Origin of the sequence: Brevibacillus invocatus (assembly GCF_003710915.1) — a bacterium.
Lineage (GTDB): Bacteria > Bacillota > Bacilli > Brevibacillales > Brevibacillaceae > Brevibacillus > Brevibacillus invocatus.
The window spans coordinates 134,057-158,750 of sequence record NZ_RHHR01000003.1 but is presented as its reverse complement, the minus strand read 5'-3'; the positions used below and the strand labels follow the sequence as shown (position 1 = coordinate 158,750).

27 protein-coding genes and 1 pseudogene are annotated in these 24,694 nt (G+C 45.5%); 15 read left to right on the top strand and 13 right to left on the bottom strand.

Features of this window, described 5'->3' with window-relative positions:
* Positions 1-5: 5 nt before the first annotated feature.
* The 5 genes from EDM52_RS01655 (at position 6) to EDM52_RS01635 (ending at position 3,350) form a co-directional block, all read left to right on the top strand.
* Positions 6-239, top strand: coding sequence for a hypothetical protein (locus EDM52_RS01655; RefSeq protein WP_007781139.1), 234 nt, complete (start codon positions 6-8; stop codon positions 237-239).
* Positions 240-632 (top strand): type II toxin-antitoxin system VapC family toxin, encoded by a 393-nt coding sequence (locus EDM52_RS01650; protein ID WP_007781142.1) that lies wholly within the window; start codon positions 240-242, stop codon positions 630-632. It abuts the gene before it with no gap.
* Between the two features lie 78 nt (positions 633-710).
* On the top strand, positions 711-1,844 hold the full coding sequence (locus tag EDM52_RS01645) for a DUF6155 family protein (protein ID WP_122907280.1): 1,134 nt from the start codon (positions 711-713) through the stop codon (positions 1,842-1,844).
* 12 nt (positions 1,845-1,856) lie between these two features.
* A complete protein-coding gene (locus EDM52_RS01640) occupies positions 1,857-2,495 on the top strand; it encodes a UPF0158 family protein (RefSeq protein ID WP_122907279.1) in 639 nt (212 codons plus the stop codon).
* 192 nt (positions 2,496-2,687) lie between these two features.
* A complete protein-coding gene (locus EDM52_RS01635; protein WP_245996423.1) occupies positions 2,688-3,350 on the top strand; it encodes a hypothetical protein in 663 nt (220 codons plus the stop codon).
* Positions 3,351-3,729: 379 nt separating this feature from the next.
* Here EDM52_RS01635 and EDM52_RS25605 read toward each other — a convergent pair whose 3' ends face one another.
* The 4 genes from EDM52_RS25605 to EDM52_RS01615 form a co-directional block, all read right to left on the bottom strand.
* On the bottom strand, positions 3,730-4,089 hold the full coding sequence (locus EDM52_RS25605; RefSeq protein ID WP_122907278.1) for a tyrosine-type recombinase/integrase: 360 nt from the start codon (positions 4,087-4,089) through the stop codon (positions 3,730-3,732).
* Positions 4,090-4,457: 368 nt separating this feature from the next.
* Complete coding sequence (locus tag EDM52_RS01625) at positions 4,458-5,501, bottom strand: tyrosine-type recombinase/integrase (RefSeq protein ID WP_122907277.1); 1,044 nt, start codon at positions 5,499-5,501, stop codon at positions 4,458-4,460.
* A gap of 10 nt (positions 5,502-5,511) precedes the next feature.
* Positions 5,512-6,018 carry a tyrosine-type recombinase/integrase gene (locus tag EDM52_RS25600; protein WP_122907276.1) on the bottom strand — a complete coding sequence of 169 codons (507 nt, stop codon included), beginning with the start codon at positions 6,016-6,018 and terminating at the stop codon, positions 5,512-5,514.
* A 298-nt stretch (positions 6,019-6,316) separates the two neighbouring features.
* Positions 6,317-6,742: a hypothetical protein gene (locus EDM52_RS01615; RefSeq protein ID WP_148038722.1), complete on the bottom strand. Its 426-nt coding sequence runs from the start codon at positions 6,740-6,742 to the stop codon at positions 6,317-6,319.
* 615 nt (positions 6,743-7,357) lie between these two features.
* Here EDM52_RS01615 and EDM52_RS01610 point away from each other — a divergent pair.
* From EDM52_RS01610 to EDM52_RS01595, 3 genes and pseudogenes are all read left to right on the top strand, one after another.
* Complete coding sequence (locus EDM52_RS01610; RefSeq protein WP_122907274.1) at positions 7,358-8,998, top strand: recombinase family protein; 1,641 nt, start codon at positions 7,358-7,360, stop codon at positions 8,996-8,998.
* Positions 8,961-9,500 (top strand): RNA polymerase sporulation sigma factor SigK, encoded by a 540-nt coding sequence (gene sigK / locus EDM52_RS01605; RefSeq protein WP_122907273.1) that lies wholly within the window; start codon positions 8,961-8,963, stop codon positions 9,498-9,500. The genes EDM52_RS01610 and sigK overlap by 38 nt, the downstream gene beginning before the upstream one ends.
* Before the next feature lie 487 nt (positions 9,501-9,987).
* Positions 9,988-10,643: pseudogene (locus EDM52_RS01595) on the top strand (Crp/Fnr family transcriptional regulator).
* 309 nt (positions 10,644-10,952) lie between these two features.
* On the opposite strand, the gene EDM52_RS01585 reads toward EDM52_RS01595, so the two are convergent.
* Positions 10,953-11,888, bottom strand: a complete 936-nt coding sequence (locus EDM52_RS01585) for a helix-turn-helix transcriptional regulator (protein WP_122907272.1) — start codon at positions 11,886-11,888, stop codon at positions 10,953-10,955.
* Between the two features lie 48 nt (positions 11,889-11,936).
* On the opposite strand from EDM52_RS01585, the gene EDM52_RS01580 reads away from it, so the two are divergent.
* From EDM52_RS01580 to EDM52_RS01565, 4 genes are all read left to right on the top strand, one after another.
* Positions 11,937-12,311: an alpha/beta fold hydrolase gene (locus tag EDM52_RS01580; protein WP_122907271.1), complete on the top strand. Its 375-nt coding sequence runs from the start codon at positions 11,937-11,939 to the stop codon at positions 12,309-12,311.
* Positions 12,304-12,783, top strand: a complete 480-nt coding sequence (locus EDM52_RS01575) for an alpha/beta fold hydrolase (protein WP_122907270.1) — start codon at positions 12,304-12,306, stop codon at positions 12,781-12,783. Before EDM52_RS01580 ends, EDM52_RS01575 begins: the two co-directional genes overlap by 8 nt.
* Before the next feature lie 175 nt (positions 12,784-12,958).
* Positions 12,959-13,471: a CarD family transcriptional regulator gene (locus EDM52_RS01570; RefSeq protein ID WP_122907269.1), complete on the top strand. Its 513-nt coding sequence runs from the start codon at positions 12,959-12,961 to the stop codon at positions 13,469-13,471.
* An 85-nt stretch (positions 13,472-13,556) separates the two neighbouring features.
* Positions 13,557-13,820 carry a YoaP domain-containing protein gene (locus EDM52_RS01565; RefSeq protein ID WP_245996421.1) on the top strand — a complete coding sequence of 88 codons (264 nt, stop codon included), beginning with the start codon at positions 13,557-13,559 and terminating at the stop codon, positions 13,818-13,820.
* Here the strand turns inward: EDM52_RS01565 and EDM52_RS01560 are convergent.
* A complete protein-coding gene (locus tag EDM52_RS01560) occupies positions 13,789-14,847 on the bottom strand; it encodes a CapA family protein (RefSeq protein ID WP_122907356.1) in 1,059 nt (352 codons plus the stop codon). The genes EDM52_RS01565 and EDM52_RS01560 overlap by 32 nt on opposite strands.
* Positions 14,848-15,007: 160 nt before the next feature.
* Here EDM52_RS01560 and EDM52_RS01555 point away from each other — a divergent pair, with 160 nt between their 5' ends.
* Both EDM52_RS01555 and EDM52_RS01550 read left to right on the top strand, forming a co-directional pair.
* The gene (locus EDM52_RS01555) at positions 15,008-16,177 is read left to right on the top strand and encodes a UDP-N-acetylmuramoyl-tripeptide--D-alanyl-D-alanine ligase (RefSeq protein WP_245996419.1); all 1,170 of its coding nucleotides are present in this window, start codon (positions 15,008-15,010) and stop codon (positions 16,175-16,177) included.
* A 175-nt stretch (positions 16,178-16,352) separates the two neighbouring features.
* Positions 16,353-17,291 carry a C40 family peptidase gene (locus EDM52_RS01550; RefSeq protein WP_122907266.1) on the top strand — a complete coding sequence of 313 codons (939 nt, stop codon included), beginning with the start codon at positions 16,353-16,355 and terminating at the stop codon, positions 17,289-17,291.
* Positions 17,292-17,936: 645 nt separating this feature from the next.
* Here EDM52_RS01550 and EDM52_RS01540 read toward each other — a convergent pair.
* From EDM52_RS01540 to EDM52_RS01510, 7 genes are all read right to left on the bottom strand, one after another.
* Positions 17,937-18,722 carry a FixH family protein gene (locus EDM52_RS01540; RefSeq protein WP_122907264.1) on the bottom strand — a complete coding sequence of 262 codons (786 nt, stop codon included), beginning with the start codon at positions 18,720-18,722 and terminating at the stop codon, positions 17,937-17,939.
* 9 nt (positions 18,723-18,731) lie between these two features.
* Positions 18,732-19,343 (bottom strand): SCO family protein, encoded by a 612-nt coding sequence (locus EDM52_RS01535; protein ID WP_122907263.1) that lies wholly within the window; start codon positions 19,341-19,343, stop codon positions 18,732-18,734.
* Positions 19,344-19,373: 30 nt separating this feature from the next.
* Positions 19,374-20,243 carry a cytochrome c oxidase assembly factor CtaG gene (ctaG, locus tag EDM52_RS01530; protein ID WP_122907262.1) on the bottom strand — a complete coding sequence of 290 codons (870 nt, stop codon included), beginning with the start codon at positions 20,241-20,243 and terminating at the stop codon, positions 19,374-19,376.
* A gap of 181 nt (positions 20,244-20,424) precedes the next feature.
* Positions 20,425-20,898: a thioredoxin family protein gene (locus EDM52_RS01525; protein WP_122907261.1), complete on the bottom strand. Its 474-nt coding sequence runs from the start codon at positions 20,896-20,898 to the stop codon at positions 20,425-20,427.
* Positions 20,899-20,901: 3 nt separating this feature from the next.
* Positions 20,902-21,330, bottom strand: a complete 429-nt coding sequence (locus EDM52_RS01520) for a disulfide oxidoreductase (protein WP_122907260.1) — start codon at positions 21,328-21,330, stop codon at positions 20,902-20,904.
* A gap of 729 nt (positions 21,331-22,059) precedes the next feature.
* Positions 22,060-22,482, bottom strand: a complete 423-nt coding sequence (locus tag EDM52_RS01515) for a hypothetical protein (RefSeq protein ID WP_122907259.1) — start codon at positions 22,480-22,482, stop codon at positions 22,060-22,062.
* A gap of 604 nt (positions 22,483-23,086) precedes the next feature.
* Positions 23,087-23,893: a metallophosphoesterase family protein gene (locus tag EDM52_RS01510; RefSeq protein WP_122907258.1), complete on the bottom strand. Its 807-nt coding sequence runs from the start codon at positions 23,891-23,893 to the stop codon at positions 23,087-23,089.
* 84 nt (positions 23,894-23,977) lie between these two features.
* On the opposite strand from EDM52_RS01510, the gene EDM52_RS01505 reads away from it, so the two are divergent.
* Positions 23,978-24,688 (top strand): NAD-dependent deacylase, encoded by a 711-nt coding sequence (locus EDM52_RS01505; protein ID WP_415783067.1) that lies wholly within the window; start codon positions 23,978-23,980, stop codon positions 24,686-24,688.
* The last annotated feature ends 6 nt before the right edge of the window (positions 24,689-24,694 follow it).

The window sequence follows — 24,694 nt, the reverse complement described above, 5'->3', positions numbered from 1 at the left end:
AAACAATGTCTTTGCCCAAAAAGATGGATCAACAAACGGCTAAGGAACTACGCTCCATACTGCAAAAGATGAATATTACGCACAGCAAAGTAAAAATCAATTTGGATAACGACACGATTGAAGTAGAGGATGACTACTCCATTGATGACATCCTTGAGTCGGCGGGGGTATTAACACCGGAACAAGCAAAGCAGTTGGCTAATGAAGTCAAGAAAATGCGTGAGGAAGAGTGGAACTAAATGGGCGGTTATTTACTCGATACCAATATTGCGATCGCATTGCTGGCTGGGGAGCATGCCGCGTTGGATTTTGTCAGGCAGGCCAGTGACGATCGGATGTCGATTTATTTCTCCGTAATTACGGAGTGCGAAGTGTTCAGCGGGCTGGAATCCGCTTATCGTTTGCAAGGAATCAAGCTGTTTAATTCACGAAGATGTATTGAGGTAAGTTCCAGTGTTGCCCGACTTGCCGGGGACATACGCAGGGAACAAAAGTCGAAAGGACGGAAGCTTAAAACTCCGGACGCAATTATTATTGCAACTTCTATTGAGCACCAGCTTGGTCTTGTATCAAGGGACCACGATATGAGCTTTGTTCGGGAAGCATTCGGTTTGCCGCTATTCACGATTTAGCCAACCCATTGTCATTCCGCCCGGGATACAGTGGGTTTGTTTATATAACCGGAATAACTAAAAGGAGAACAGACGATCATGGTTTATAGATGCAGAATCGAACTAAATGAGATTGCCCCGAAGATTTGGCGGGAGTTTCAATTTCATCCGGACGTGACGTTTCATCAGCTTCACAAAATCATCCAATCGGTCATGGGATGGGAAAATTACCATTTATACGAGTTTCATGTGAAAGAAAAGGTGATCGGTCTGCCCGATCCGACATTCGCAGATATGGAAGACCGAGAGGTATTGAATGCTCGAAGAGAAATCGTTCAGAAGCATGTTCACGAAGAAAACACCGTATTTACATACGTGTATGATTTTGGAGATGATTGGCAGCACACGGTTACGTTGATCAAAATCGACGCATCGACATCCGACCCGGCACCCTTGTGTCTAGATGGTGCCCGCGGCTGTCCGCAGGAAGATGTGGGAGGCGTGTGGGGGCATCAGCATATGCTGGAAGTACTGCTTACTCCCAATCATCCGGAGCGGGATGATTTTATAGGCTGGGTTCGAGAAGGATATGATCCCGAACATTTCTCCTGCGAAGGAGTGAATCAGGAGCTTGAGCGGCAGAAGGACAAGCTGATCCCCAAGTCACTGGTTAAGCGGCCGGTAGGGAAAAAGCCTGTGAAGCTGACGAAGTCTGCTCTGAATAAGCATCTGAAGCAGCTAAATAGCGACCAGCTTATCGATTTGGTGAAGGCTTGTCATGGCGCCAGCAAAGATATGGAGAAGTTTCTTGCTGTAAGAATACTGGGCGATGAAGCAGTAGAGTCTCTCTTTCAAGAGTATTGCAAGAAGGTTGAGAAAGAGTTTTTCCCTGAGCGGGGATTTGGCAAGCTGAGACTCCAGGAAGCGAAACATGCGATCTCGGAATTCGAAAGATTGACTGGAAATGCCAGGTACGCCCTGGAATTGAAGCTGGTCTACGTTGAAAATGGAGTTGATTTCACCCTAAGCTACGGGGATATTGATGAACGCTTCTACTACAGCATGGTGTCCATGTATGCCGATATCATTGATCAAGTAAATAAAGATGAAACAGCCGAGTTGTTCGACGAATTCGAGGAGCGCCTCGAAGCCGTGGTTTCGGAAACAGAAGGGATCGGCTGGGGTTTTCATGACAATTTGGCTAATCTGCACGCTCAAATAAGATGGATTTAGGTGGGGAACTTAATGCGCGGAAGGAAGAAAAATAAGCGGACCGGTCAGAAAGCGGAATTCACGGGGCTGTTGGAGCAAGACGAGAATTTCTATTTTATCGCCGGATATACGGATGGCGGCTTCCCGTATGGAATCACGTGGGAGGAATATGAGGCTGAACAACGCGGCGAGTTGATCAAAGCGACAGTAGCTGAGGGAGAACCTATGAAAGAATTGAAATTGACCAAGCAGCAGTTTCAGGAGATTGTGGATGCATACGACATGTACGTAGAAGGAATAGAGTCCTTCCTGAATATCGAAACTGGCGATGTTGTCACGTTGCGAACGTTTGACCGGGATGAAGAGGACGAAGAATTGAGCGAGATCATTGAGGAAGGGTTTAATGAAATTTATTTTCGAATACCACAACGGGAGTCGGATGAAGGGTACGCGGACATGGTGGATTTTACAGAAACAATTGAAGATAAAAAGTTGCAATCCAATTTGATTCACATATTGAGCGGCGGCAAGAAAATATTCCGAAGATTCAAGGATGCGTTATCTTCCGACAGCGAGCAGTTAGGGCGGTATTACCAGTTTGTTGAAGAGCAGAATCGCAAACGTGTTTCTGATTGGTTCGAATCCATTGAAGTGAAGTTGATTCTCGAGTAATAAAGAAATGTTTGGGCAGGGGATACCGGTGAAACGTTCTTGAAGACAGACGATGATTAAGCTGTATGCTCAAGCGGTCATTTCGGAACTTCAACAATTAATTGGTCGCGGGAGTACACAGACGAGCGGGTAACTGTGCTCCGATATGGTCAAATTTTGGAACGTTCAGGTGAAGAACAGGCGAAAGCTTATTTGTATAAACATCTGCATTTCCCGGAAATTCGGGAGATTGCGATTCGAGCGGCGCTTGAGCAAGGCGATGCCGAGGAAGCGATCCGATTGGCGGAGGCCGGGGAAGCCCAAGATCAGGGGCTGCCGGGGCTCGTCTATCGCTGGAAGAAATATCGGTATGAGGCATACCATCGCACAGGACAAGTCGAACAGCAGCGGAAACTCGGGATGGAGCTGATTGTGAACGGAGAGTATGCGTATTATCGCTCTGTGAAGGATACATTTTCCGATGAGGGAGAATGGACTTTGTATTTGCAAGATATGTTAGATCAATTAGAGCAGAGCCCGAGGGGAGAGCATACGTATACCCAAATTCTGGTGGAAGAGGAGATGTACGCACGGCTTTTGGAACATGTCCGCAAGGCACCTTACCGAATTGAATCGTTCTATGAGCAATTGCTTCCGCATTACCCGGAGGAGGTGAAGGCGCTTTTCGTGGCATATATCGAATTCCGGGCGGATCAATCCAGGGACAGGCGAGATTACGCCGATGTTTGCCGGATCATTCGAATGCTTCAACAGGTTGACGGGCGGAAAGAAGCGTTCACCGTCACACAAAAATTGTTAACCAAATTTCCGCGAAGACCGGCTTTCCGGGAGGAGCTGGGGAAGATTCGTTTTTGAACTTTATAATGGGAATAAGAAGTAACGCGGTTTGAGCATAGCTTGATTTTTGTGAGTGGGTGGACAAACTGGTATGCGAGGCCTGTAATTTTGATCTGAAACGAGTATGTTATAATAATGGCAAGATTAAGTCGGGTTGGATAGTGACCTATGATGGACCGTATTCAAGATTTGCAAAAACTGATCAAACTTACGGGCGATCGCGCGAAACTGGATGCAAAAGCGAACGGAACTTATATTGTCTATCAAACGGAATTCAATTCCCTTTATGGTGATTAATGACAACACGGGAGTAGTCTGTCCTTGTGTACTATAATTGTTCAAATAATGAACCCGAATGAAGCTTTTTTTCTTTGCATTCTTTGGGTTCTTTTTGTTGTTATTGAAGAAGATCGGAACACGCGTCATTCAGCAGCTTCGCAGCGTCAACTAGAGGAACATATCGCAAAGTTGTTGATAACTGCTTATGGCGTAGTTGTCGTTTTATAGCGATAATGTCAATTCCGCTGCTCTGCATCAAGTATGCCGTTGTATGTCGAAAACTATGGGCAGTGACTGTCTTTTGTATACCGGCCTCTAGGCAAAGATTCTTGATGATTCGGTTTAATGCTGCTTTTGTTAGTGGTCGATTGTTTTCAAAGAAAACCTCGGAATGTCCGGAATGTTCGGAATTCCGCCATTCTTCTACAACCGGATGATGCAAATAACGCTCCAACTCGACAACGAGGGAATCGGGCATATAAACGACTTCGGAGGAGGTTTTGTATAATCTCCCTGTTTCGAAGAGCGGTCGTTGACATTAGCAATATGAGGATGTAGAACTTCCGGACAATTGGATCGGCTTTAAGCGCTGCTTGAAATAATCGTTGACATTCACCAATGGAGAGGGAACGATCTATTATTCGGCGTTCATAATACGGATTCGGAAAATTCTTCATGGGGTTTTGTTTAATCATCCCAAGACCGTGAAGTAACGTGAAAAAATGTTTCAGGTAAACAATGTTATGGAAGATAGTATTCTTGCTTGCCTGAAACCTCTTCTTGAGAAACTGGATATAACCGTCAATACATTCAGTATCGATCGGGCGATAAGTCTCGGATTCAGTATCATAATAAAAGCAAATACTTCATCGTGCTGTCGATCGACTCGTGACCTAGAAGTTTTGAGAGGGTGTATATATCGATCCCTGCTTCAAGGCCTTGAACGGCAAAAGAATGACGAAAAGAGTGAGGACCTAAATGATCTTTGTCTTCCTCTTTTATCGACCGAGACTCGCGAATAATACGTTTCATAAATTGCTGAATGGCTCTAGATGTGATGGGTTTATCCCCGGCAGTGCTTGAAAAGATATAGAGCCTTTGATAATCGGAATCTGGCATCACCTCGCGAGCGCGACTGTATTTTTTCTCTATAAAATCTGTGAGCATCATTAAGGCGAGCTCGTTGATTTTTCGGACTTTCTTGGTATTCTCAGCCCCTTTGGGTGTTACCTTGATTGTTTGAGTATCAGGTGTGATATCACCGATCCTTAGATGGCACAGCTCGTTTATGCGAATTCCACTCCCAAGGAAAGTCCAGATAATTGCAGTGTAAAGGCTATCGTGGTTACGAGATTGAGCGATCTGCAAGATTTCCGCGATCTGCACTTTAGTAAAGGATTTTGGTGCGTCATCGTTTGACCATCGAACGCGTAGTATAGTCTTCAAGTCCCCGAGATCCTGATGACCAAAGAATATTTTGTATGTGGTCTTTATGAAGGTTCGAAGAAAGGAAGACTTCTTGGCTTTTGTATTAGGATCCTCATTAAGCTTAATATAGTCGGACAAGAATTCGCCGTTTGATACCTTTTCAAACTGCGGATCGTCGCCAAACTTTTCCTTCACATGTTGCTGGAAAAGTTTCATCTCTGACCGATACGTTGTTTGCGTGGTCCGGCTAAGTCCAGAAAACTTGCTGCTTTGATAGAAAGCATCAACGGCTTCGAGAAATGAAACGTTCCGCACTGCCGGGGGCATATTAGGTTTTGTCTGTGTCTGGACAGGCAAGGTTTCCATAACTTGCCGCATTTTCTCTGGACCATAAAGACATAACAGCTGATTCAGTTGTTCTTTAAGTTCGGTATACTTTGTATCGTTGATTACTTTAGGCATGGGAACCTCCTCAGTAATTGATTTTGTTTACAGCACGTGTTAATTGATTGGGGCTCCGGTGGACGTATCGTGCAGTGTTTTCTGGCCGATCATGCCTTGCCAAGTACATAAGCAATTGTGACGGGCAATCTGTACGTTCTGACAACCTGCTGATGAAAGTGTGCCTCAGTAAATGGGGCCCCCCTGGATATTTCCATCCCGAGACAAAAGAATAAAGTTTGTACTGTGCCCTTAATTTGCGAATAGTTGATTGGCTGTTGTTTCCAAACAGATGGACATCCTGACTTTTGTTGACAACAAGCTTTTGAAAGTAATTCTGTAGCGGATCAGGTAAGGGTAGAATGGCCGATTTCTCGTTTTTTCCGAAGACAGAGATGGTTCTATTCTCGACATGGATATCCTGATAGCGAATGTTAGCAACTTCATGAATTCGCAAACCAAGACAAAGCATCAACCCAAAGGCTGCCAGTTCCAATGTGGGATGATCAGAATAGAGTTGGATATTATGAAAAAACACTGGAGTTCAGCATCTGTTGGTAACTCGCGATAATAGTATCTCTCGTACGGGATTCCTGTAACATCCATTGTTATGTCTTTAGCAAACCAGCCCAATTTATAGAGGTTAGCCAGAAGGAATCGGATATCGTAAAAACAATTGCTTAATTCGTCGCATGAAGTGCTCTGGAACTGAACGCGTGTTTTATTCAACCAGTTTAAAAATAGGGCGTAACTGATTTTATATTTACCGTTAACGCTTTTTTCCTTGACTCCTGAACGGTGTAAATCTTTAATATGCGCAGTGATAGCGGGATGATTTATATCTTGGTCCTCTTTTTTGTTGAAATACCGTTTGTTGATTTCTTTAATTCGAACCCATTAGAGATTAATTTTCGAGCTATTGCTAGAATCATGTCACGTTGAACGAAATTGTAGGAAGAATGCTCAATGAAATTAATAAGTGCATCTTTATTTGCCAATTCTTTGTTTTGAATGGATCTAGCATCAAGCCCATAACGGGTTTTAAAAAAATCAATGAGCTCTAGTGCGTATTCCATCAAAGAAAAGTAGCTGGTGGATTTGATCGACATTTTATTATCAAGGTAATCCAGTAGCACGGGGGCAAAGATTTTGCCTTGAATCTGGGTTGAAAAGATCCATTCATTTAATGCAAGAGAACCACTTTCTGGTGAACATATCTCGACGTCCTCTTCAGGCCAACGAAATGCATACATGGTATTCAAGAACGTTGAGCACCTTCTCCCAACTAAGACTCTTAATATCATGATTGCCAGTTGGGATTCCGTTATTGAGACTGGCTAAGGATCGTAGCAGAGATGTAAATGGATATGTTCTTCAGCCAAATACGGATCAAGAACGTTTTATCCGATTAGAATCACGAGCGGATGTGATCGTCGTAGATCTTTATCATGGTGACTTATTAAGTTTGGATCATCTAATGACTACTCTAAAAACCACTTCCTTCAAATGGTCAGGATCTATTAGTCAATCCGTTGTACCTGGGCACCGGTACTGGACATTCATTGGAGCGGAAAATGTTCAAGTATATCCAAAACGACATGCGATTGTGATAGGACAATCAGCATATGGAATAAGGTGTATTGAGGTGAAAAGTATGGAGCGAATGCCGACAATCAAAATCGTATATGTGCCTCATACTTTATGTAGTGATTCAGTTCAAGTCTCAAACACCTTATCCGCTGCAGAGGCCAAAAACGCCGTTATCGATTACATCCTAAAGCGTTTGATCTTGAAACCGACTGAATAAGCCGGTTTTTTTGTTTCTCTCTTTGATACTGGAAAGTGATAGTGATAAGAAAGGAGAAGAGCGAACCTCCATGTATACGGCCATATATCCAAGGGTTTCTACAGGCATGCAAGCATCAGAGGGCACAAGCCTTGATGCACAATTTGAGATTTGCATGCGGAAAGCGAAAGACTTGGGAATTCCCGAATCCATGATCAAAGTTTATCGCGAAGAAGGATTCACAGGTGAAGATATCGATCGGCCCGCCATGAATGAATTCAGACAAGATGTTGCGCAAGGGCTGGTCCGTCGCTTGATTGTTACCCACCCCGACCGGTTGACCAGGGACTTGACGGATAAATTAATCCTTTGTCGTGAGCTGGAGCGGAGCAATATCGAGCTGGTGTTCGTGGACACGGAATACCGGAATACGCCGGAAGGGCAGCTTTTTTTCAACCTGATGAGTTCCATAGCACAATACGAGTTGTCTTTAATCAAGAAGCGGACGGTACGCGGAAGACTCAAAGCGGTGGAAAAAGATAAGAAGATCATGCCCATGCGTGTGGCTCCCTATGGATATGATCTTCATGAAAATACCTTGATTATCAATGCGCAGGAAGCCGAATTTGTCCAGAAGATATACCACTGGTATGTTCATGAGAACTATACGCTTCGTGAAATCGGGGATCGACTCTATGCGTTGGGGACGGTACCCAAACGAGGGGAAAGCAGGAACTGGAGCGCCAGTTCCATTAGAAGGGTTCTTACTTCTGAGGTGTACATCGGCAAGTTCTATTACAATCGTAGAGAAACCCGGAAGATTCGCGGGGAGAAAACCAAGAACGGCACACCGAAAAAAACATATGCCTTTCGCGAGGAAAAGGACTGGATCGAGGTTACCGTGCCAAGTATCATTGACCCGCAACTGTTTGAATTAGCCCAGGTGCAGAAAGAGAAAAACATGAAACGGTCAGGAAATGTAAAGTATGAGTATTTGTTAAAATCCATGATCCGGTGTGGACATTGCGGCAGAATGTGGCAAGCAACTACTTATACAGGCCGGGTAAATAAAGAAACGGGAGAAAAGATCCGTTACACCTGCTACAGATGTCCCAACCTCTTCCCAAAGAAGTATGGTGAAGGAGTTGAGAAGTGCCCAACTCAAACGTTGCGCGCCGATATGTTGGATCATTACGTCTGGCAGCTCATTTTGGAGACATTGTCTAATCCCGATGATTATATGGAGCGGCTGCAAAGCAAATCGAATGAGATTAACCTGGAACTTCAATCCGCCGCGGACCACATCAAACGTCAGCTGGAGCAGAAGGAGAAGGAAAAGGAAAAAATCAAAATCATGTTCAAGCGGGAGGTCATTGATGAGCAGGAGATGCTTACCGAAATGCAAAAGATTAATGCCGGACTAAAGTCGTTGGAGCAAGAGCTTGCCGGGTACGAAAAGCAGTTGTCAGAACAAGCGGAGAAGGAAATATCGGCCAATCGGATTGCCGAGGTCTCCAAGGCTGTCCGAAACTTTATCGAGAGCGCCGGCGACGAGCTTACCCTTGAGGAGAAGCGACATATTGTAGAGACACTGGTTGATGAAATCATTATCCGTTACGACGGGAATGAAGTGCAGATTACAGCGGTTGGGGCGCTTGACGAGTTAAAGCAGCAGCAGTTTCTTACGCCTGGGAATGACATCGCTTCGTGTTCACAACCTCAAGAAATTTGAAAACACGGGCGAGGATAGCGAAGACCTGATTTCCATCGGTACGATCGGCCTGATCAAGGCGATCGAGAGCTACCAGGTGGATAAGGGAACCAAGCTGGCGACGTATGCAGCTCGTTGCATTGAGAATGAAATCCTCATGCACCTTCGCAGTCTGAAGAAAACCAAGAAGGACGTTTCCTTGCATGATCCGATCGGCACGGATAAAGAGGGCAATGAAATAACCCTCATAGACGTCCTAGGAACAGAAACAGACGAGGTCGTGGATGCCGTACAGCTCAAGCTGGAGTCCAACAAGATCTACCAGCACATCCACATTCTCGACGAGCGTGAAAAAGAAGTGATTATCGGCAGGTTTGGACTGGATCAGGACAAGGAAAAAACACAAAGAGAAATTGCTCGAGAGCTGGGCATCTCCCGTTCGTATGTTTCACGCATTGAAAAACGCGCATTGATGAAGCTGTTTAATGAGTTTTACCGGACCAAGCATACACAAAATAGGTAACTTGCATTTTTTGCATGAAGCCAGAAAGTCAGGGTTTCCCGCAAGAAGGACAGTACTTAACCAATGTCCTTTCTTGCGGGTATTTGTGTTGCATCAGGAAAGACAAGATTTTACATGATTGAGCTTGTGACATCAAATGAATATGGCGTGTTATTATCACGAGCGAATGGGGAAAATAAACAACGTTACTCGTGACTACCTTCAAGGAGGGAACGCTTTGGGGAAGTATCGCTGTTACTACTGTGAACACGCCACTGACAGCGTCCACCAAATTTCGTTTTTCCAAGGCAAACAGGATCGCGACGAATTACTCTGCGATGACTGTTATGCGGATTGGATCGAGTCCTTAAAGAGTGAGCCATAAACAGAGTAACGAACCTTTTGCCCACCCTTAGCAGTAATGCTACAGGTGGGTACTTTTATATCGCTTACCATCAAAACAATCCCCTCCATTTCCTGATGTATTTGATATCGTATTTGAGGACATATGTCCTTCCCCAATTACCAGAATGTATCGTTTAATAATGGAAAATCTACGGGAGGAAGGGAAGAAATTCAAGATCGTCAGCAACTGAATCATTACTTGCAAGCTCATCAGATAGAAATGATCTTTAATGAACAAATATTTCCGCATCTGTCTGTATACCAATTTGAGCAAGGAGAAATCATTTGTTCTCAAGGAGAACCTGCACAGTATTTGTATGTGCTAGTCGAGGGAAAGGTAAAGATTTATACAACCTCGTCTGAAGGTAAAACGCTAATCCTTTCGTTTAAGACACCGCTTGAAGTAATTGGGGATATTGAATACGTACGGAGTATGGACATTCTCAATTATGCCATCACGAAAAAATTCACGATGAAATCGAATTCTTTGAGCTTTAATTTGTTGCATTCGGTAGAAGTGAGATTGGCTAGCTATCTATTGTCTGTTCCTTTGATGAATCCGAATCTCTGTTACCTGGACAACAAAGCATTGTCAGTCTGAAGGATGCAGCCAACTTGATCGGAACCAGCCATAGGCATCTGAATCGGGTGATTCAACATTTTTGTGCAAAGGGCTTGATCGAGCGTAACAACGGGTTTATCTCTGTAACAAATAGGCAAGGTTTACGTGTGTTAGCCGGTCATTATATCTACGAATAGGAGATTAAGGGTATGATTTTAGGACTTTCATTGGCGCTTGTCGCAGGATCGCTCGTCAGCACTGGGCTGGTTCAGTCTGGATAAAATTCCTTTTACATTCCAGCAGTTGTTCGGAGTGCTGGTCATAGTGTGTGGGATAGTGGTATTTAAATTAGGTGGGGCTCGACAAAAAACGACCGTTTCCCAGTAGACGAACTGGATAATGGTCGCTTTTGCCAGAGACCGATATTATCTACTATTTTGTGTTCAGGTGAAAAAATACTGACATGTTTTGACAGTATTTAATGTTATCCTTATCACAAAACGCCCCTACAGTCGCTTACTCGTATAGCGCTCAGTGAGGTTAGCAAGCTCGCATTGGAGCTTGTCAATGACTTCTGGGGGGTGTTCCACTAGGGCTTCCTGTCCGAGTCCGAGGACAAAGCGCACAATCCAATCGATTTCCGTATACAAAATAGTCGTCTCAAGCAGACCGGAACCGTCTGGAAGAGGGGTAATCAGGTTGCTCAGTTGATGGTGACCATCTGCGAGCTTGCAGCCTTTTTTCGTCAAGCGGATGCGCAACGGAAGAGTATGCAGCTCCTGATTGATTGTTCCTGCATCCTGGCTCTCCGGAATATAGCCTTCAACAGTGGTGAACTGCCTGATTCGATCCACGCGCAAGGATACCTCGCCTAGCCGTAGAAAACAATAGCATCTGCAGTACCAATATCCATCGAAAGCGTAGAGATAGTGGGGATGAATGATTCGGGTGCTGATACGCTGTAAGGAATCGTATTCGATTTGAACAGATTGCTCAGCCAATGCTGCATCCAGCAATGGCCGCAAGAAAGGCGTGTCAACAGTCCGCTTGGGGTTGGTCACCCGCACCTTTTTTCGAAGAGCTTCCATTTTTTGCAGGTCTTCTGAGGGCAGGATGGCACACAGTTTCGTCATGACAGACAGAGTTTCGTTTTCAAAAGGCTTGTTCGCATAATCGTAAAACGATTCGTAGGAGATCAGGAGAGCGACTGCCTCTTCACTGGTTAATGGCAGCGAAGTGAGCTGATGAGGTTTGTGCAGTCTGTACCCGCCTCCAGGACCGGGGATGGCGCTCAAGGGCACACCAGATTCACTCAGAACATGCAAATCACGGAGCATGGTTCGTTCCGAGACAGAGAAGGCTATTGCCAATTCCTTGACGGTAAAGCTCTTTTTCGTATTGAGCAAAGAGAGAAGTTCAATCAAGCGACCTGTTCGTTTCAAGGGAATTACCTCATTTCAATAAAAGCGGTAGAAAGGTGGGCAAAATAGATGAAAAGTGTATATGTATGGAATCAAGAATGTAGATTGCAAGTATGGGAGTCAGAAAGAAAGGGACAAACAATTCTTTTTCTGCATCCACAAGGGGGATGCTCCTCCATCTGGAGAGATATGTTACCTCATTTTTCGGAAGATTACCACTTGGTCTGTATGGATTTAAGAGGGCAAGGAGATTCAGACCGCGCAGCCTCCGGTTATGATATCGATACACAATGCGCGGATATTCTGGCTGTGCTGGAAGCTTTACATATTGAAAAAGCCCATCTGGTAGGTAATTCACTTGGGGGGGGACTTCGCTACTTTCTTTGCCGCCAAACACCCGGAGCGCATGCTTTCACTCATTCATTTGGATTCCGGCATGATTGATTACATTGGAGAAAATGGGGAGCATGACTTAAGTCGAGAGGAAGTGCTGACGAATACCCGTAATAGAGAGAGAACTGGCTACGACAGCAAGGAGCAGTTTGCATCCCACGCCAAGGAAACCTGGACAAAATGGGACCCTTACTATGAAAAATGGTTTGAACACGTATCGATCTACCCATTGGAGAATGGCCAGATTACTTATCGTATTCCGAATGATATCAATGTACAGATCATGGAGACTGTGTGTGATCTGCATGACGAAGAGGCGTACCAGCAAATCACCTGTCCCGTTTTATTCCTGCCCGCGGCCGACGAACCCAAACTGGATGTGAAGCTATCGTTAATCGGCCGCGTACGAGACAATTTCACGTCAAAAGTCGTCATCATTCCACATTCCAAGCACCTGATGCCGATTGATCAGCCTCATTTTGCAAGTAAAGAAATCCTCACATTCCTCAAAGAAATCTGCTGATAGAGGGGCTGCTACCGCTGGTCAAGACACCAGCGGTTTCTTTGTGTGTACAAGGGTCAAAAAGTGGAAAAAGTATATTGACGTAAAATAAATGTGTGTGATAAAATTTAAAATTTAAAATCAAAAATCGAAAAGTGTGTTATAATAATAGGAGTTTGTCTAGGAGGTGGACGTTTTGTTTGAAGTAGGACACAAGATTTTTTACCCGATGCATGGAGCAGGAGTGATTCAATCCCTGGAGGAAAAAGAATTTCTCGGTGAAAAGCATCTCTATTTTGAGTTGAACATGCTGCTCAAAGATTTAGACATTATGGTTCCTGTTGAGAAAATGTCCACTCTGGGCATACGCCATATTGTGGAGCGGGAAATCATGGCGGACGTATTGACACGTATTCTCGATGGAGAGGCAGAGCTGAATCCGAACGCCGGTCAACGCCAGAGAGCGAATATGGAAAAAATGAAAAGCGGAGATATTTATGAAATGAGTGAAGTGATCCGCGATTTATGGATGCTTGGTAAGACAAGAGTGCTGGGAACTTCCGACAAACTCATGCTGGATACGGCCCAGCAAGTTCTCGTGAGTGAGATCGGACTTGTCATGGGAATCGGAGAGGAGCAAGCGTCTGAAGTATTGAAACAAGCATGCAGCAAGCAAGAAGCTGTTAGCGTGCAAGGCAATCATAAGTAAAAAGTTAGGGCTTGTTTATAGTGATTCATCGATAGCTGAGAAAGTCTCTGACGAGGGTCCCTTTGCGGTCGGTATTCTGGAAGACTTGAGAAAAGTAGCTGAGAGTAAAAATGTCCCTTTTCATACTTATCGGATCACAACAAAAGAAGAAGCACAATCCTCACCCATCATCTGGAGTACGTTTGGGTTGCTATATAATGGGAAATTCATTACACATGAAATCTTGAGTGTGAATAAATTTGAAAAATTGCTAGCAAAGCTATTATCAGAACAAAAAGGACTTCACAGCTGTGAAGTCCTTTTGCTTTTTAGATGGATTATAGAAAACGCTTATCCACGATCTGTGTGACCCGCCCCCACATCAACTGCAATTTCTGCCGTAATGCTGGTGTGAGGTGTTGGTCGGGATTGCGCAGGTAGTAGAGCAGCGGAACAACGCGAAACGATTTTCTGCCGTTATGAAGAAAAGGCTGGCAGTACGTAGGAATCATCGAAATTTGGGTGATGCTGGTTTGATTAGCGGTATCCATTTCAACGGTCAGGTAAAGAATGGCACCGCATTGAGTCTGATTGATTTCAAGCATGCGCTCGGATGTGAAGTTGCCAAGAGAATAGGCGACAACGGTTTTCCGAAGGAGGCCATTATTGTCTCGTGCAATCATGGGAGTGGTGACTGGCTGCAAGACGTGGGGATGCGCCCCTAGGATGATATCAGCGCCGCATTCCAGGATGGATTGCACCAATAGTCTTTGCTTGAGCGTCGGCTCAAAACGGAATTCCACCCCGAAGTGCAGGGAGACGATCAGAAGATCCACATGTGGTCGAAGCTTGAGAACCTGATCTTTCATGTTGGCTGCATGGATTCGATTGACCATCCAGCTCACATCAGAAGGAAGTGTTTGTTTATTAGTCCCGTATGTGTATGCGAGCACCCCGATACGAAAACCATTCACTTCCCGGATAAAAGGCTCGATAGACTCCTGCTTGGTCCGATAGGTGCCAGTGTGCCCGAGATTGTAGTGATCCAGCACGTCTAGAGTGCGGCGCAGTCCATTAGGGCCACCATCTAGACAGTGGTTATTGGCGGTTGTCAAAAAGTCAAAGCCCGCTTGCTTCAAATCTGCAGCGAGTTCATCTGGACAGTTGAAACGGGGGTAGCCTGTACGAGCACTGCCAATCTGATAGGGCTGTTTTTTTCCAGAGAACGTAGTCTCCAAATTGCCGATGGTAAAATCAGCCCCCTTTAATAGTGGAAGGACGGGAGAGAATTGCTCGGAGAAGGAAAAACGCTTGGTGCCAGGGACATAGGCGGATGCAACCTGGTTTTTCCACATCAGGAGATCACCGACAGCGGCAATCGTGATCTTTCGTTTCATCGATTTCACCTCTTCCTCCTACTCTATTCACACAGACGTCCATAGGAATGGAACAGAAGTGGAAAGTCTGAATAGATGAAGGTCTATACAGGCTTTCATCGACATTCATACAATGTGGAAGCGATTTTGTGATGGAATCAACTCAAAGGAGAGGCTGCCTGTGAAAAAGATCGGGAGACAACCGATTATTAAAGTGCCAGAAAAGCCGCTCATCCTGCCAATACCGGTAATTGCAGTGACGGGAAGCGCAGGCAAGACCACGACCAAGGAAATGATTGCGGCTATACTTGCCAGACGCTGGCGCGTGTACAAGTCCATGCTCAACAAAAATTTTTTGGGCAATACGAGGGCGCATGTTCGACGGATCAAGAAATATCATCAGGCAGCAGTCTTGGAATTTGGCATGCTGCGCAGAGGAAACATTCTGAGCCATTGTCAGATCATTCGACCATCGATAGGTGTGATTACCAACATTGGAACGGCGCATATCGGCAACGTCGGCGGACACAAGCAAGGGGTCGCAATGGCAAAATCGGAATTGATACGCCATATGCAGCGGGATGGAAAGGTATTTCTCAATATGGACTGTGGTTATTCCCGAATGCTGCGTGAACAGCCCTTTGTGGGGCGATTTGCCGGTGAATTCATTACTGTCGGAATCGAACAGGAGGCGGACTATCGAGCGACAAATATCCAGCAATCGGAGGAAGGACTGCATTTCAGCTGTTGCCTGCAGGAGACCGAATTGACTTTCTTTATCCCGGTTTTGGGAGAGCACAATATATACAATGCCCTTTTCGCCATCGCAGTCGCCGATTCTCTGGGCATCAATCCAGCTACCATACAGCTGGGTCTGCGCCTGTTTCGACCGCAGAAGCAGCGGCTGACGCATTATCGGACCGCCCGCAATGTCCATATCCTCGACGATACGTACAGCTCTAATCCCAACGCAGCGAAGGCGGCGATTGACGCATTGAGTCAGGTTTCCAAAGGTACGAGCGTCGCGGTGTTGGCCAGCATGCTGGAGATGGGGAAATACGAGATCAGAGGACATGAGGATGTGGGTCGTTACCTGAGGGAGAAGAATATCGACTATCTTTACACCTTGGGAAGAAGTGCCAGACATATCGCGAGGGGAGCCATCCGGGCAGGATTTCCGGCTGAACGAGTCGTTCATTGTACGAGCAAACGTCAGCTTCACCAGCGGCTGATGAGGCGGTTGAAGCCCAATACGTATTTTTTAGTGAAGGGTTCCCGTCGGTTGAAAATGGGTGAAACGGTTCACTTTCTCTATCGGCAGGCAACGAAAAGAATCATAAAAAATAGCTAGCAGAGGGACTACTTCGTCCAGATGTCATGATAGGGAAAGATAGGGCTATAGACACCTGACTATGTAACCATTTCAGCTTTTGGAAAGATTTTCACTCTTATCCGTCTGATGGATTTCCAGTAGACTGGTTGCGTACCCATTTCATTGGGAAAAACGCAACCAGGAGGAAATCATAATGACTAAACGGGATTGGCTACAAAAATCCACGATCGCCGTCATGCTGAGTACAAGCCTGTTGATGTTCGCTGAAGGTGGACAAGCAGCGACACAAGTGACGAATGTCCAGACAGCTGCAACAGGTACAGAAGCGGCTGCGATTGCGCAAACCCTGGTAGGAAAGGCGTACAAATACGGCGCAAACGGTCCGAGCACTTTTGGATCAGCAGGTTTGGCTACGTACATATACAAGAAATTAGGAATCACCATTGACAATACCATTGCCGAGCTGTACAAGTCGGGGAAAAAGGTATCGACGAAGGATGTGCAGGAAGGCGACCTCTTGTTCTTCTCATCGACAGGGAAGGGATCCCCTAGCTTTATGGGCGTCTATGTGGGCAATGATCAATATATTTATTCTTCTCAAGGCGAGAAAAAAGTTGTCTTGAAAGAACTGAGTGATTATTCGCAAAAGCTTCTGGGCATTCGTCGGATTATTGCGGAAGGTTCCAACGTGGGTATCGGAGACAAGGTGATTGCCGCCGGTAAAAAGTATTTGGGCACCCCTTATCAGTACGGTTCTTCTAGATCCAGCAAATCTTCGATGGACTGCTCCGAATTTACCATGTGGGCCTATCTGGATGGAGCTGGTATCGACATGGGGAAAGGTGGCGCCAAATCTCAAGCCAGCTATGTGAAGAAGAATGGCGAAATGACTACAGACATGAGCCAGCTGAAAAAAGGAGATCTCGTCTTTTTCATGGCGTATAAAGGCTGGAAGGAGTCTGATTACAAAGGGATCAACGTCTCCAAGCAAAATATAACGCACGTCGCGATCTACATGGGGGACAACAAACTACTCCATACATATTCCAAAGAATCGGGAGGCGTGAGAACCACCGATTTTAAAGGAACACATTGGGAGTATCGCTTTATAAGTGGCGGTCGACCGTATTAAAGGGGAGGCATGGGGGAGCTCTAGGGACGAGGGAAGGGCGAGTGTGCATCAGACAGCAGCGGAAAAAATAGGTGTTTGACCGCGGGCAAACGCACATACCAGTTCCGCCTTTGCTGCATCTCTTATAGGGAGAATTGTAGGAGGTGAAACGTCATGTCATACATGTTTCCACCTGGATCCCCCGGTTCGCCCGGATTTCCACCTGGTTCCCCTGGATTTCCGCCTGGATCTCCTGGATTTCCCGGAGGTTTTCCACCTCCACCTGGACCGCCGCCATTTAGAGCGCCTACTTCACCTGGACCTAGGGGGCGTGGTGGCCCGCGTGGAATAGCACCTTGGCACTTTACACCTTGTTTGTTTCGCAATACGTTTATTTGGCTGCATAACGGACGTACGTTTTGGTTCTATCCAGTAAGAATAGGACGTAATAGCGTGATTGGCTTTCGTTGGCGTAACAATCGGTGGATCTTTGACGAGCTTGTTGTAAATCGAGTCGCCTATTTCACTTGTTAGCAATACGTCATCTTTTGAAAGCAACGGACAAAAGCGCTGGCTTCCTTTCTCTTCGAAGGGAGGCCAGCGCCTTTGCTTTTTCTTGATGAATTCGCGGTTGTCTATCCTTGAACTTCCTGCGAAAGAGATTTTTTACTGAACAGAAAGAGTAAAATCTTTGTGGTCGTGTATTTCGCCTTTTTCCACGTGAACCTTCACTGTGTAAGTGCCGGAGGTGGGAAAGGCAATCTTCGCCCCATATTGGCCGGGATGAGATTCCGTTGTGTCGAGAAAAGCGTGCTTCTCATCTGATCCTAGCCAGTACTCCAAACGGACAGTCGCTTTTTCGATGACTTCGTTTTCCTGCATGACATGTACACCCAACCAGGCTTCTTCCGCGGCTCGCACCTCTTTTGGAGGCATGAAATGGAGTTCTACCTGTCCTCCTGCAGAAGGATTCGTTCCGTGTTCATGTGGTGTGCCTGCAGTCGTTTCATCCGGAGATGGTGGAGACGTTTCCGGAGTGGTTGTGTTGTCTTCTCCAGTAACGGTAAAGGGAATCTTCTTCATCGTGTGAAAATCACGTGCCGTAACATGATAATAGACGAAGTACGATCCTGGTTCGGTAATGGGCTGCTTGGCAATGTAGAGCCCGTCCTTCTGGAAGGTAGCAGGCAGCATGGCGTGAGGCTCCTGTCCTTCCTTCCACCACTCAAATTTGACTTCGCTGGCATCATCCACTGGCTGGCCTTCTTGCGTCACCGTGACGGCAAAGGTAACGGTATCTCCAGCAGCAGGCTGACTGGGTTCCATAGTGAAGGCTGCATCTACAGGTGTCGATGGAAGTATCGCCGTCTGTTGCTGATCATTGCCACATGCGGTCACTGCAGTGAGCAAGAGCAGACATGGCAGCGTGTATATCAAGCGTCTCAAAATCATTTCCGATCATTACCCTTTCTGTTTCAAGTTCATCAGCTCCTGGTAGATTTGATCCGGATCAAAATCTTCGCCCATGCCGAATTTGCGCAAGACGACATTGTTTTCGTCTACCAGGTAGGTGCTGGTCGTGTGAGAGATGAAGCCGTCTTCCATACGATTGGCAAAGAATCCGAGTGAGCGTGTCACTGTCTCGATGGTAGCTTCATCACCACGAAGAATCTTCCACCCCTGCGGGTCAATTCCCACATTCTTCGCGTAAGTACGAAGCACATCCGGTGTGTCATTGAGCGGATCGATGGTCACCGTCAAAAACTCAACACCGTTTCCCATCAGGTTGGCTTCCATCAGCCGCTTTTGCAGCTGCACCATTTTCACTGTGGTAGTGGGGCATACATCAGGACAGCGCGTATAGATCAGCTCCACCAGTCTTAGATTTTTGTGTGTATTGGTGAGGGGGAAGGTGCCTCCATCGATGTTTTCCAATGTTACATCAGGCAGTGCGGCCTGTACATTTTTGGGTTGTCCCCAGAACCAGGATACCACTAGTACGGCAAAAACGAGAAGCGGCAAGAAGACGAGCAATTTTCGCATTCTTATCGCAGTGGCAGATGCTGCAGACATTCTTGGACTCCTCTCCCTCTCATGTGGGTATTAGTGGGGCAACAGTCCCTCGTCGGGCTGATCCCTTTCTTTCCGGTACCAGGTCGTAAATACATAAGCGAGCACGATGCCATAGTTCAATTCCTGCATCAGCTTCATCAAAATTCCGCCCAATCGTTGATCCTCCAGTGGATCCATTGTAATCGTAAACATAGACTTGTCGATAGGGGCAGAGAAAAATGGTGCGCAAAGCATGGTTGGACCATTCAAGTAGGTGTCGTACATAGGTGCTCCAGCAAACATGATCAGTGCGCACGCTGGAGTAATCAATACGCCATTGGCGAAAATGTAGGCCAGCTTTTGCAGATGAGTTAACCGATGAATTTCGGGAACAGGCGCAATAACGGGCATCCACATGAAGAAAGCGGCGATTAAGAGAATGAGATGAATCAGGTTGTGCATGGCCAGGTTGTTCATGGCCAGATCGAGAATGAAAGGCACATGATAGAACGAAAACAGAGCATTAAACAGGATAACGGCTGGAAGCGGGTGGGTGAAGATTTTCAGGATCATCCGAATCCAACCGTAACTCGCGAGATAACGGAATAAATACTTGGGTGTGCCGGCCAGAATCAGCAGGGGCATGACCAAGTACAAGAGTGACTGCTGCAGCATGTGAGCGCTGAACAAGAAATGACCGCTCACGTTTAATGGACTTCCCAGACTAAAGTAAAAAAGGAGCAGTCCCGCCGAAAACATGATTTTTTGTCGTAATGAAACTGGCTCTGCGTCTGGAAAGGTGTGACGCAAGGGACCGATAAATGAATAATAAGCGACTCCGATCAAAACGGTAAGCACGATCAGCTCAGGGTTCCATGTCCCGCGAAAGCCAAAAGTTTCCGTCAGATAGGTGAGATTCATGGTACTACCTCCGTTTTCCAATGATGTTCCCCATTACCTATTATAGGCATGATTCAGGATAAGCCTAATGACTCGTAAGGGCTATTTTTACACGAGAAAAGCCGAAGTGTTCACACATCTGTCACGCCGCCATCATAAGAGAAGCCCCCCGTTCATCCAAACGGGAGGCCGAAGCGTCTTATTACGAGCCTTGCTGTTGTTCTTCAAACCATTTTTTCCACAGCTCGCCATCTCTTCCGCCTTCCAGACGAGCAACTTCTTTACCGCCCTTGTAGTGGATGAGAGTTGGAGTAGCTGTGATTTGATACGTATCCCAGCTGGAAGTAAATTCAAGCAGGTTGTGCTTCTTCATATCGATGTTCATGTCTTTGGCAATCGGAACCAGGACAGGTGTCGTAGCGATGCAGTGCTCACACGTTGGACTGAAGTAGTAAACGTATAGATCTTCCTGATTCTCCAGGCGTGTTTTTAGATCGTCTGGCAGGATTTGATTGTCGTAAAGAGGATCGTTCAATTGTTCCAGTGTTGCAGGATGCAGCGTAGATTTTCCGTAAGGGTTTCCTGCTGCTATTTCGCGATTGGAGATGTCGGAGTACACGATCGCGCCAATCAGCAAAGCTGCAACAAGAACAGATAGGAAGATAATTTTTTTCAAAGCCTATTTCTCCTTTACATTTTTTAGGACGATGTACTGCATGATTCCGATCAAAATGAAGGCTACAAGTGCCAGAAAAGGAATCGTGATAAAGCCAAACCAGTTGATATAAGCGGTGTTACACGGCACGATACCGCAAGAGTTTCCCATCTCGTGCAGAAAAGGGATTTTCTGAATGGCATAATGGTAGAGCGAGATCAAGCCGCCTATCACGGAAAGAATCAATCCGTACAGGGACATCTTGTAATCCTTTCTGGCAGACGCCACACCTAGCAAGATCACAAGCGGGTACATCAAGATGCGCTGGTACCAGCATAACTCACAGGGTATGTATTTGAGAACCTCGGAAAAAAAGAGACTTCCTGATGTCGCGATCAGAGAGATTCCCCAGGAGAAAAACATGCCTTGCTCTAGGATTTTTTCGCGTTTCATATCAACACCTCGTTTAATATTCTACCATAATTACGAATTGAAAGCGGATTATAAAAAGTAACAATTTGTGAAAGGAATATTAACTTGACTCTTGTAAATTTGCTTTCGTTAAGCCAAGATTTTATGGTTTGATTTTCACGGCGGATGATATGGAAGCTGCGAAAATTACAGGTCCTTTAGCACATAGACGACTTCCTCTTTGATTGCCGGAAATGAGTCGATCATGTCAATCGCAAGCTAGTCTTTACTCATGAACACACGCTGATCCTCGTTACACTAGTTCTCCCGGAAATACGGACAACGGTCTCCAGGTGAACCTGTTGAAGAAGCGTGTGATACAACAAAGAAGTCGATGGTTCCAGGATGCGTTGAGATTCTGGATATGTTCCCTGCCCCTAGCAAAGAATCATACCGTGAACGAAAGTATCTAAATAACGTAACTGGTACCCTCGAACTCCAACTGAAGTCCCGGAATGAGCTAGATTATTGCCAAGTGTAAGGTAACATGGAAGTTGTACATACCCCTTATTGTGGAAATTGGTTTCAATACCGTCAATTTCACTAAAAAAGGGCTGATGTCCCTTTTATATTTGGGAGACTCGACAAAAGTTCCGTTAAAGTGATTCAAGTCAACAAAATTAAGCAAATGATACTTAGTAGAATTTTTTCAAGGGTCAAGTCCCTAATTAATCCACTTTGCTATTATCTGGAATTAGGGCCAAATCTTTGTTATTTTTCGACAATCGAAAGTGGGGCATTTCCATACATATCTACAGTCCAAATATTATTAAACTCCCGCCACTGTTTTAAATCCACTCGATAGACAAAGTTTTCTTTAGTTAAAACTAAAATGTGACGGATATTGTCGATTTCATTTATTGTTTGAAATGACTCAATATCTTGTTTTAATTGGTGAGTAAAAAAATGTAAAAGAACAAGTTTATAATTGCTTCTCTGAGTATGGGTCTGTATCGATTTTAACTCTTCCGTATTGAACTCCTCACCAGAATTAAAGTCATGAATTAAATGAAATTGTTCAACTAACATGTCACGATCGACGATAGAATGAGAACTCATGCTGTCTCTTTCTTCACACCCAATTAATAATAACGTAACTAAAACTAATTCTAAAACAATAGATAATCTACCCATAAAAACCTCCCTCAAAAAAAGTTATTGAAATTTCGTCTCATCAATAATAATATAATCATACATTAATTTCCATATATTGTATAAAAAACAATTTAAGGGTTGTTATTTGTTACTCTATTAAACTAGTTTTTAGGAGGGACTATTTCATGAAAAGAGTTTTTAAAAGTTTTTCTTTTGTTTTATTGATGTTAATTTTATTGCTAGTTGAAATGACTGCATATGCACACCACCCGTATCCAACTAAAAGACATATAGACAGCACACATTTAAGATCCGTCGACGAGTATTTTTGTATTATATAGAGGATAATTGTGAACGCTCGCCAAAATGTTGACCATTTTGCTCAACATAAAGTTACCCACCCGACGGGTGGATTGATTTTTGCCATGGTGGTCAATTTTTTGATGAGCACGGTGGTCAACATTTTGATTGACATTCACAGCGGGCTTAGGCTTACATGCCTGTAGACATGATAATCTGCAGTCTTTTGCCTGGAGTCATGCCCGTGTCGGCTCCATGTCAAGCAGGCTAATAAATGCATGAATAGTCATTGTAATGAATATTGTTAATTGCCATTTGGTACATTTTTCAATTGCCAAAAACACTATACTTTCCATCCTTTTTCATTTGGATTTGCAAACGTAAAGACGCTTTGCACATTCTGGACGGGCGTATACCAGTATTCCAGAGTCGGCCATTGCAGCAAAAGGACTCCGCGTTGATAGCCGGCACCGCCATCAATCCCAATGATATTGTTTCGTTTCCAGGGACCTTTCCCGCTATAGTCAGGAAGGCGATCGACAGGCGTATGTCCAAATATCACAGGCAGGCTTCCGTCATAATGCTCGTAAAAAGGCTGGCGTATCCAGAGTAAATCCTCCGGTCTCTGTGCGGATAGTGGGACATGGGGACGGATCCCTGCATGGACGAGCAAGACTGGGGGAGAATCGGTTCGTGGGTCAGCGGGCAGTTCCAAATACAGCGGAAGCGAAGCAAGCGCAGGAAGCAGCTGCGGGTAGCGGCTCATGATGACTTGACGGGCATGATCTTGTTCTTCCTGTGTGGGCATACGACCGAGAAAAGCGCGTCGCAAGGGGTGGTCATCCAGAAGAGATCGGATAGTCGCATCTCCGCCGTTATAGCGCAGATAGAGTTCAGGGTTACCCTGTCCTTGCAGCCAATCCTGCAGCATCTGCTCATGGTTTCCTTTAATCAAAAATACTTGATCCGGATAAACCTGTCGCATCTCCAGCAAATGGAACAGCACTTCTTTTGATTTTGGGCCCCTGTCCACCATGTCGCCGATAACGTAGAGCGCATCTCCATTTTGCAGGGAAAAAGAAGTGTTTTGAAGAGCTTGCTGAAAGGTCGGGTATTGCCCGTGAATATCTGAGACGAAATAGGTGGTCATTCAACCCCTCCTTCCTATACAGAATGGAATGCCTTCCTTTACAATATGTACAAATAAGGCCGGGGTGAAAGGAAGTGATCCATGATGAACAGACTGGGCGATTTGCTGCGGGAAGCAGCATCTGTGGTTGTGTTCACAGGAGCGGGTATGTCGACAGAGAGCGGTTTGCCGGATTTTCGCTCGCAAAAAGGATTATGGCAAGGAAAAGACCCGATGAGGCTGGCCAGTACCCAGGCCATGCTTCATCACCGGGATGATTTCATTACTTTTTACCGTACACGAGTGGAGGGCTTGCTGGCTTGCAAGCCACATCGCGGACATGAGATCTTGGCAGGTTTAGAGGAGTCAGGCAGGATCTGCGGAATCATTACACAAAATGTAGATGGTTTTCACCAACGGGCAGGCAGCAAAAAAGTAGCTCAGCTACATGGAACCTTGGAGACTGTGCATTGCAGCACATGTGCAAAGGTATACCCCAGTTCACGGTATCTGGAGCAAGGGGGGACAGCGTGTGCCTGCGGCGGTTTTCTGCGACCTTCTGTTGTTTTGTTCGGAGAATCATTGCCGTATCAGGAAGTGGAACAGGCGCAGCAGTGGACAGATCAGGCAGATTTATTCATTGTTCTAGGCTCTTCCTTAGCGGTTAGTCCGGCCAATTGGTTTCCTCAGCGTGCAAAAGAGGGGGGTGCCAAGCTGGTGATAGTCAATCATGATCCTACACCGCTCGATGATTGGGCGGATTTGTTGATACATGGGGAGAGGATTGGCGAGGTGTTAGCCAGGATACACGAATAGGACGAT